The sequence below is a fragment of the Candidatus Thioglobus sp. genome (genome assembly GCF_029243085.1).
Taxonomy (GTDB): Bacteria; Pseudomonadota; Gammaproteobacteria; order PS1; family Pseudothioglobaceae; genus Thioglobus_A.
Genome location: NZ_JAQWSS010000017.1, coordinates 1 through 8,887, shown reverse-complemented (window position 1 = coordinate 8,887; position 8,887 = coordinate 1). Strand labels below are relative to the sequence as shown.

The 8,887-nt window shown below is 36.8% G+C and carries 11 protein-coding genes and 1 pseudogene; 8 read left to right on the top strand and 4 right to left on the bottom strand.

Annotated elements, in window-relative coordinates; all coding sequences use genetic code 11:
- From rho to P8M52_RS01105, 7 genes and pseudogenes are all read left to right on the top strand, one after another.
- A pseudogene (gene rho / locus P8M52_RS01135) lies at positions 1–476 on the top strand (transcription termination factor Rho); the annotation flags it as partial.
- A 48-nt stretch (positions 477–524) separates the two neighbouring features.
- Positions 525–1,670: an LPS export ABC transporter permease LptF gene (lptF, locus tag P8M52_RS01130; RefSeq protein ID WP_300306102.1), complete on the top strand. Its 1,146-nt coding sequence runs from the start codon at positions 525–527 to the stop codon at positions 1,668–1,670.
- Between the two features lie 65 nt (positions 1,671–1,735).
- On the top strand, positions 1,736–2,134 hold the full coding sequence (gene queF / locus P8M52_RS01125; protein WP_300306099.1) for a preQ(1) synthase: 399 nt from the start codon (positions 1,736–1,738) through the stop codon (positions 2,132–2,134).
- Positions 2,115–3,335 carry a polynucleotide adenylyltransferase PcnB gene (pcnB, locus tag P8M52_RS01120; RefSeq protein ID WP_300306108.1) on the top strand — a complete coding sequence of 407 codons (1,221 nt, stop codon included), beginning with the start codon at positions 2,115–2,117 and terminating at the stop codon, positions 3,333–3,335. Before queF ends, pcnB begins: the two co-directional genes overlap by 20 nt.
- The gene (locus tag P8M52_RS01115; protein ID WP_300306097.1) at positions 3,335–4,168 is read left to right on the top strand and encodes an SDR family NAD(P)-dependent oxidoreductase; all 834 of its coding nucleotides are present in this window, start codon (positions 3,335–3,337) and stop codon (positions 4,166–4,168) included. Before pcnB ends, P8M52_RS01115 begins: the two co-directional genes overlap by 1 nt.
- Positions 4,169–4,171: 3 nt before the next feature.
- Positions 4,172–4,396, top strand: a complete 225-nt coding sequence (locus P8M52_RS01110) for an exodeoxyribonuclease VII small subunit (protein ID WP_300306095.1) — start codon at positions 4,172–4,174, stop codon at positions 4,394–4,396.
- A gap of 9 nt (positions 4,397–4,405) precedes the next feature.
- Positions 4,406–5,257 (top strand): polyprenyl synthetase family protein, encoded by an 852-nt coding sequence (locus tag P8M52_RS01105; protein WP_300306105.1) that lies wholly within the window; start codon positions 4,406–4,408, stop codon positions 5,255–5,257.
- Here P8M52_RS01105 and P8M52_RS01100 read toward each other — a convergent pair.
- The 4 genes from P8M52_RS01100 to P8M52_RS01085 are packed head-to-tail and all read right to left on the bottom strand — an operon-like array spanning position 5,254 to position 7,930.
- The gene (locus P8M52_RS01100) at positions 5,254–6,198 is read right to left on the bottom strand and encodes a beta-ketoacyl-ACP synthase III (RefSeq protein WP_300306092.1); all 945 of its coding nucleotides are present in this window, start codon (positions 6,196–6,198) and stop codon (positions 5,254–5,256) included. The two genes, P8M52_RS01105 and P8M52_RS01100, sit on opposite strands and share 4 nt — an antisense overlap.
- Entirely contained in the window at positions 6,191–7,213 is a 1,023-nt protein-coding gene (plsX, locus tag P8M52_RS01095; protein ID WP_300306090.1) for a phosphate acyltransferase PlsX, read from the bottom strand. Before plsX ends, P8M52_RS01100 begins: the two co-directional genes overlap by 8 nt.
- A gap of 7 nt (positions 7,214–7,220) precedes the next feature.
- Complete coding sequence (gene rpmF, locus P8M52_RS01090; RefSeq protein WP_300306087.1) at positions 7,221–7,415, bottom strand: 50S ribosomal protein L32; 195 nt, start codon at positions 7,413–7,415, stop codon at positions 7,221–7,223.
- A gap of 5 nt (positions 7,416–7,420) precedes the next feature.
- Positions 7,421–7,930 (bottom strand): YceD family protein, encoded by a 510-nt coding sequence (locus P8M52_RS01085; protein WP_300306084.1) that lies wholly within the window; start codon positions 7,928–7,930, stop codon positions 7,421–7,423.
- Positions 7,931–8,053: 123 nt separating this feature from the next.
- Between P8M52_RS01085 and P8M52_RS01080 the strand changes: the two genes are divergently transcribed.
- Positions 8,054–8,887 (top strand): hypothetical protein (locus tag P8M52_RS01080; protein ID WP_300306081.1); only part of this gene is annotated, 834 nt, incomplete at its 3' end.

Here is an 8,887-nt window from a genome sequence, read left to right as displayed (position 1 = left end):
TGTTAGACTCTATTACTCGTCTTGCTAGAGCTTACAATACTGTTGCACCATCATCAGGCAAGGTGTTAACTGGTGGTGTAGATGCGAATGCATTACAGCGCCCGAAGCGCTTCTTTGGTGCGGCTAGAAATATTGAAAATGGTGGCAGTATTACTATTATTGCCACAGCTTTAATTGATACCGGATCAAAAATGGATGAAGTAATTTATCAAGAATTTAAAGGTACCGGAAACATGGAGCTTCATCTAGAGAGGCGCCTAAGTGAGAAACGCATCTTCCCAGCAATTAACATTAATGCTTCAGGCACTCGCCGTGAAGAGTTAATTACAGATGAGAAAGAGTTGCAAAAGATGTGGATCTTGAGAAAAATATTACATCCTATGGATACTGTTGAAGCGGCTGAATTCTTGATTGATCGATTAAAGTTGACCAAGACCAACGATGAGTTTTTCGCCTCTATGTCACAAAAGAAATAAAATGTTTATTCATGGTTTATACTAGTATCCAATTCTAGTTTAAACCCTATGAAAACACTTCTTCGTAAATCGATAAAACTTCAAAATAGCATTCTAGCTAAGTATTTGATGCGTCAAGTACTGATGCTATTAGCCGCTGTATTTATTGTAATCGGACTGGTTATTTTTGGCAATCAATTGGTATTGGTTGTTAAAGAGAGTGTCGAAGATGGCATTCCAATTGCTGACTTGCTGCCACTTGTTGGCTTTAATATGATTAGGGATGTGCCTTTAATTCTTTCTCTGTCATTATTTTTAGCAATTATTTTGGTAGTTGGCAAATCTTATAAAGATTCCGAAGCTATTGTTATGAATTCTTTAGGTGTGGGCGATAAACACTTTATGGTTTTTATTCAGCCAGTGGTTGTCTTTATCTTTATCTTTATTCTATTTCTAACCACAGTTGCCGTTCCTTGGTCAAAGCAGCAACATAGCATGATTATGGACCGTAGTAAAAACACTTCAGAATTTTCATTTATCAAAGAGGGTGAGTTTCAAGAATTTAAACAGGGTAAGTTGGTTTTTTATGCTGCTAAGGTTGAGTCGATTAAAGGCGAATCAACACAAGATATGGAAGAAATCTTTGTTTATGCAATGGCAGGCGAAGAGCCGATAATTACCTTAGCCGCACAAGCGCAAAAATACACTGATAAAAATACTAAAAGTGTTTATTTACGGTTGAAAAATGGATCGCGTTATCATGGCTTCCCAACAGATGCGAATAAAAAAATCCTCGATTTTGATGTGTACGATCTTCAGATTATTGATGGCAATAAACAGCATGGTAGTGAGGGTACAGCTAAAATAGAATCGAAGCCAACCTTAGATATATTGTTTTCAAGCGATACGAAAGAGATAGCTGAATGGCAATGGCGTCTATCGCAGCCTATTAGTGTTTTGATATTATCTGTATTTGGTATCTTGCTGGGCAAGGCTTCTCCTCGGGGTGGAAAAAACCTAGGCGTAATTGTTGGTATTATGGTCTTTATTATTTATAACAATGCGCTTTTGGTTGCAAAATCTAGTTTAGAACATGGAGAATTATTGCCAATAATAGGCTTGTGGTGGGTACATCTACTGGTTTTATTTATTGTCATTGTGTTTTATGCCTATCGTCATGGAAAATTTAGTCGTTTGATTACGAAACCTTTTTAATATCACCATTTCAACACAGCTAATAGGCGTGTAAAATAGTATCATTTTTTGATCCGAAAGAAACTATGTCTTCACATCCTAGTAAAGAACTTGAAGTCTTTGACAATCCCAATCCTGAGCGTGATTTTGTTATTAAAATCGACATGCCAGAATTTACCTGTCTTTGTCCTAAAACTGGTCAGCCTGATTTTGCTACTTTGCATCTTGAATATATTGCTGATCAAGCATGCGTTGAGCTTAAATCCTTAAAGATGTATATTTGGTCATTTCGTGATGAAGGTGCTTTTCATGAAGCTGTTACTAACGAAATTTTAAATGATTTAGTAAAAGCGACTAATCCTAGATTTATGCGACTAAAAGCTATTTTTAATGTGCGTGGTGGCGTTTATACAAGTGTTATAGCTGAGCACCAACAAGATGGGTGGAGTCCAAAGCCGATTGTCGATCTTCAACATATTTCGTAGAAAGAAAAATTCAAAGCCTGTCCGTAAGCGAGTTAATTTTAATAAAAAACTACTCGACAGGGATGCGGTTAAAGTTGTCCAAACGATTTCTAAAGCAGGGTTTGAGGTATATCTAGTTGGTGGCTGTGTACGTGATTTGTTGTTAGGACTCAAGCCTAAAGATTTTGATATTGCTACTAATGCTAAGCCTGAACAAGTAAATAAACTATTTAAACGCTCTCGTTTAATCGGTAGACGCTTTCGCCTAGTACACGTGATGTTTTCAGCTAGAAAATATCTTGAGGTTGCAACTTTTAGATCGGGCCAAGTTAAAACTGCCAAAAGTGGTGTTATTGTTCGCGATAATTGTTATGGAAAAATCGAAGAGGATGTGGTTCGCCGTGATTTCCGTATTAATGCCTTATATTATGATATTAACACTGAAGAGGTCATTGATTATATAGGCGGTTTAACAGATATCGAGTCTCATCAAATTCATATTATTGGTGATCCAATGGTTCGCTTTGAAGAGGATCCGGTACGTATGATTAGAGCGTTAAGATTTCAAACCAAGCTCGATTTCGAATTGAGCGATGAGATTAAAACAGCTATCCATCAGCAGGCATCACTGCTTAGTAATATTTCGCCAGCACGTTTATATGAAGAGTGTATTAAGCTATTTCACAATGAGTACGGCTTCAAAGTTTTTGAGCGTTTGGAAAAGTATGATTTATTAAAACATTTGTTTAAACAAACTCGTAAAAATGATTTCATAAAAATCGCTTTAAATAATACTTCAAATAGAATTAAAAGAAACAAGCCAGTAACACCAGCTTTTCTGTTTGCGGTATTTCTATGGCAGGCTCAAAATGAGCGTTATCAAATTATTAAGAAAAAAGAAAAAAGTGTTTATTTAGCAATGAGTCAAGCTTCAGAAGAAGTTATTATTAATCAAATTAAGCAAGTGTCGCTACCAAGGTGGTTGACTGCACGCATTAAAGATACTTGGATGATGCAAAATCGTCTTGAAAAAATGCAGCCTAAAAAGATAGAAGATCTGTTGTCAAATAAAGGCTTTCGTATGGCTTACGATTTCTTAGTGTTACGTTCTCAGAGTATTAATCCAGAGCTTAAATCAGTTGCTGAATTTTGGACTAAGGCACAGTCTGAACATAGTAGTTTGGATAGTCACACACCACATAAGAAAAATAGGAAAAGGTAGTGCAATCAGTCTTGATTACAGGCTGTTCAAGTGGTATTGGGTTTTGTCTAGCCCAAGGGTTAAAACAAGCGGGCTATCGAGTATTTGCCACAGCAAGAAATCCCCAAGACGTTGAGAATTTACGTCAACTTGGTTTCGAGGCTTTTCAACTAGATTTAAAATCTTCTGAATCAATCAAGCAAGCTGTTCAAGCAATTCATGCCCAGGTTGATTGTTTATACGGCTTAATTCATAATGGCGCCTATGGGCAGGTCGGTGCTTTAGAAGATATTTCTCGTGAGGCGCTTGAGGCGCAGTTTCAGACTAATGTATTTGGATGGCATGAGTTAACCAATTTAGTGCTACCATCGATGAAGCAAAATAATACAGGCAGAATTGTTTATTTAAGTTCGGTTTTAGGATTTGTGGCAATGCCTTTTCGTGGGCCGTATAATGCGTCTAAATTTGCCATAGAAGGCTTAGTTGACACATTACGCTTAGAGTTAGCAAGTACTAATATACAGCTTTCATTGATCCAGCCTGGTCCTATTGAATCAAAATTTAGAGAAAATGCTTATAAGGCTTTTCAAGCTAATGTTGATATGCGTAATAGCGTTTATCAAGCAAATTATCAGCAAATGATTAAACGCTTAAAATCGGATAAATTGGCTGACTATACATTGCCGCCAGAATCGATTTTAAAGTGCACCTTACATGCATTAACCGCAAAAAAGGCAAAAATTCACTACCGGGTAACCTTTCCTACCAAGTTACTTGCACTGTTGAAAAGAATATTGCCTAGTAGAATAATGGATAAAATACTCTTTAAAGCAGGCGGTGGAGGCAAGCGTTAAATTATGACAAAAAAATTTGATTTTAATAAAGGCTTAAGTGAATTAGAAGCAATTGTAAATACTATGGAGTCTGGTGATCTAAGTTTAGAGGATTCTTTGGCATATTTTTCTAAGGGGGTTGAATTGACTAAATCTTGTCAATCGGCATTAGACCAGGCCAGTCAAAAAATTTCAAAATTGACTGAACAAGATGGCTTTGTTAATGAAGTGCCTTTCGAAGAGTCTTGATTGATTAGTATGCAATTTGATTCGTATACAAGTCGAGTAAATAAAAAGCTTGAATCATACCTGTCAGTCCAAAATTCATTAGCCGAGCCTATGCGTTATAGCGTACTAGCAGGTGGCAAGAGGTTTAGACCAATTCTAGCTTACTGTGTAGCAAGCTTGTTCAATACAGATTTAGAAAAAATAGATTCTAGTGCTTGTGCAGTAGAATTAATTCATGCCTATTCACTAATTCATGATGACCTTCCTGCAATGGATGATGATGATATTCGACATAATCAACCCGCTTGTCATAAGCGTTTTAATGAAGCCCAAGCAATCTTAGCTGGCGACGGTCTTCAGGCGCTTGCCTTTGAAGTTTTGGTTAAGGATTCTTTACTTACTGACCACATTAAGATAGAGCTGTTATCATCACTAACTCATGCCGCCTTTGAGATGGCAGAAGGGCAGTCGATTGATTTATCGATTGTTGAAAAAAAAGTCGATGTTTCAGTACTTGAAAATATGCATCGAAAAAAGACTGGTGCACTCTTAAGTTGCGCTGTTAATTTAGGTGCGATTGTTGCACAGTGTAGTGAAAATGATCGTTCTATTTTGCAAGCATTTGCGCAAGCAATTGGATTGGCTTATCAAATACAAGACGATGTTTTGGATGTGGAGGCACCAGAAGGAATTTTGGGAAAAAATCAACATTCAGATATTGATAAAAATAAACCTACCTATCCATCAGTTATTGGCCTGGAGGCATCTAAAAAGGCTTATCAAGCCTTGTATGTGAAAGCGAGTAAAGAGTTAGAGTTGTTAAGTGTTAATGCTCATTCGCTTCAACAGTTGATTGCTAAATTACAATCAAGAAAGTTTTAGTATTGTACTAAAGCGCTACCCCAGCTAAATCCACCACCAATGCCTTCCATGAGTAGTTTATCGCCTTTTTTAATTCTACCATCTCTAACAGCAGTATCAAGCGCCAATGGAATTGATGCTGCAGATGTATTACCATGATTCTCTAATGTGACAATCACCTTATCCATAGGTGTTTTGATGCGTTTTGCAACACTGGAGATAATGCGTATATTAGCCTGATGTGGTACCATCCAATCAAGCTCCTCTGAGTCCATGTCTACCGCTTCAAGAGTGTCTGCTGCAAGTTGTGATAATCGGCTTACTGCGATCTTAAAAACTTCATTGCCAGCCATTTCAATAAATCCAGTTTCATTAATAAAGTTGTTATTGACTTGTAATGAAGATAGGTAGTTTCCATCACTAAATAGTTTTGAATGTAGAATACCTGTTTCTTCACTACCACTCAAGACAACAGCACCTGCACCATCGCCAAATAAAATGGCAGTAGAGCGATCACTCCAGTCAACGATTCTGGATAGGGTTTCACTGCCGACTACTAAAACTTTATTAGCTGCACCGGTTTTAATATATTGCTCTGCTGTAGTTAGTGCAAAAATAAAGCCTGCACAAACAGATTGTAAGTCAAAAGCAGGGCAGTTAGCTCCGATTGCTTTTTGCAACATGGTTGCTGTTGCTGGAAAAATTTTATCTGGTGTTGTGGTTGCAAGAATAATTAAATCAAGTTCGCTAGCATCAATACCTGCCATTTCCAAAGCATTGTTAGAAGCCATCTCTGCTAAATCACAAGTACTTTCGGTGGTGACACGACGACGCTGTTTGATGCCAGTTCGTGTTGTAATCCACTCATCTGTTGTGTCAATGGTTTTTGAAAGATCGTCATTAGTTACAACAGTTGGTGGTAGATAGCTACCAGTACCTATGATTCGTGCAAATTTATTCATCTTTTTCCAATTCTTTTGAAACCTGTAATGATATCTTATCAATTATTTTAGCATTGGCTTCAAGATGTGCTTCTGAGATTGCCATAAAAAATGAATCGCTTTTGGCACCACCATGACTTTTAACAACAATGCCACGCAAACCTAACAAACTAGCACCATTGTATTTACCAGGATCTAGGCTAGCTTTAAAGTCTTTTAATACTGGTGTGGCGATTAAAGCGACAATTTTGGTTAGCCAGTTACGAGTAAAGGCGCGCTTCAGGTATAGACCCATCATTGCTGCAACACCTTCACTAGCTTTCAAGGCGATATTACCTTCAAAACCATCACACACAACGAGATCAACTGTACCTTTGTAGATATCATCGCCTTCAACAAAGCCTGTGTAATTTAGGTTTGAAGCTTTGAGTAATTCAGATGTTTTTTTAATCTTATCGTTGCCCTTCATGTCCTCTTCACCGATGTTTAGCAGACCGACAGTAGGTCTGCTAATGGATTCGGTTTGCTCAACGGCAATAGCGCCCATGGTGGCAAACTCAAGTAAAGCTTGCGGACTTGAATCAACATTGGCGCCTAAATCTAACATGTGAGTATGGCCAGTCATTGTTGGCATGCGCCCCATGATAGCTGGCCTGTCAATGCCTTTGATCGTCTTTAGTACAAAACGGGAAATAGCCATTAGTGCACCAGTGTTGCCAGCACTAACACAGGCATCCACTTCATTGGATTTGACTAAATTGATGGCGACACGCATTGATGAGTCTTTCTTTTTGCGTAGAGCGAGCGCAGGAGATTCATCCATTAATACTACCTCAGTAGCATGAACGATCTGAATTCTGGCAGAAGTTTTATCGGAAGGGGAGTGTTTATTTAATTCAGTCTTAATTAAAGACTGATCACCTACAAAAGTTATATGTAGATCTTTAAACACACCCAAAGCTTTAATACCCGCTTTAATTGTAACAGGTATTCCATGATCTCCCCCTGAGGCATCGATTGATACCTTAATAGTCATGGAAGTATTAAGCTTCTACTTCTTGAACGTCTTTTGTGTTGATTACCTTTTTACCACGGTAGTAGCCATCAGCAGTCACATGGTGACGCAAGTGAATCTCACCAGTTTCTTGATCTTCAGATAATGCTGGACCTGTTAGTGCATTGTGTGAACGGCGCATGCCTCTTTTTGATGGTGTTTTTCTACTTTTTTGTACAGCCATTTTAATTACTCCTTTGTTGAGTTTTTTAATTGTTCTAAAATTGCAAAAGGGTTTTTACGCTCTTCTTGCTCTATTACTGGGCTTTTATCCTTGTACGATTGGCATTCGTGTGAATGCATCGGTATCATTGGAATGGATATTAGCACCTCATCCGTTAAAAATTCTATTGTTGAGAATTCTTCATCTGCATTCAGAATTGTCTCAAAGCTTGGATCTAATTCCTCAGCTTGATTTTCATGAATAATAAAAGCTAATTTGAACGTAGGGTTTAAATTAAGTTTAACCTCATCCAGACAGCGCTGACAATCCAGAGCAACGTCTATTTCAATACTACCTTCAATACAAGGAATTTTGCCATTCTCAATATAAAAACTTAAGCTCGCTTTGACTTTGTCATCCGTATTGGTGACAATTTCATTAATTCTAGGAAAATCTTTTACAGAGTATGTCTGTGAAAAAATTAACCCTTTTTTAGCGAAGCTTAATAGTTTTATATTATCTGGTATTCCCTGCATCTTTTATTATCAAAAAATAACTAGACAATTTTACCAAATATAGTGCGCGAAATGAATATTTATGTGAAATTAATCTTACTTATAATTGTTTAATTTAAATGGGTCATAATGATGCGGTTATTAATGATATTTATTTTTTTATTAAGCAAACCTGCTGCCTCGTATTCTCAAAAAACCTTTATAAATCAGTTGCTTAACTCCAATGAGTTTTTTGAAAGAGAAATACTTAATCTTGAGATCAAACAGATTGAAATGTTAGGTGATAGGGTTAATTATGAAGATTGGGATTGGCGTATTGGCGCAGAGTTAGGTCGTATTCATAAAAGTAAGTTTAAATATGACTATACTTCAAGCGCTGACTACGCTCAAAATACCAGTCAACAAGTGCGTAAAATTTCATCCGATCTATCAAAAAACTTCTTTAGTAATGGTTCTGAATTATCTTTTTCTTTTGATCGGTCATTGCCAATTAAAGATGAAGAAATGCATGATAAAAATGGTTATCAAAAAAATAAGAGCACCACTGAATATTTAGATGAAATAAATGTTAGTTGGACGCTACCACTACTTAAAAATAGAAATGGTTTGATTGATCAAAAGACCTATGATTTGGCAGTTTTAGATTTTTTTGATGAAAAGTTAGTTCTTGCCGAAGCTCAAGAGGATTTTATTGAAGATAAAGTTATTGAGCTGATTGATTGGGTGGACTACCAGTGGCAATTGGTAGCAGTTAATAACATTATCGGAAAATTAACGAATGTATTAAATACAGCAAATATTCTACCAAGAGATGCTTATACATTAACGCGATCAATAGATAAATATCAACGCTTATTATTAAACCTTAAATCCAAATTAAAGGCGCAAAATGGCCTTTTATTAGACTCAATTAGCATAATAGATTTTGCTAATAATCCACCAGTGCTTGAGCAGGATTTTAAAATTGATTTCATTAAT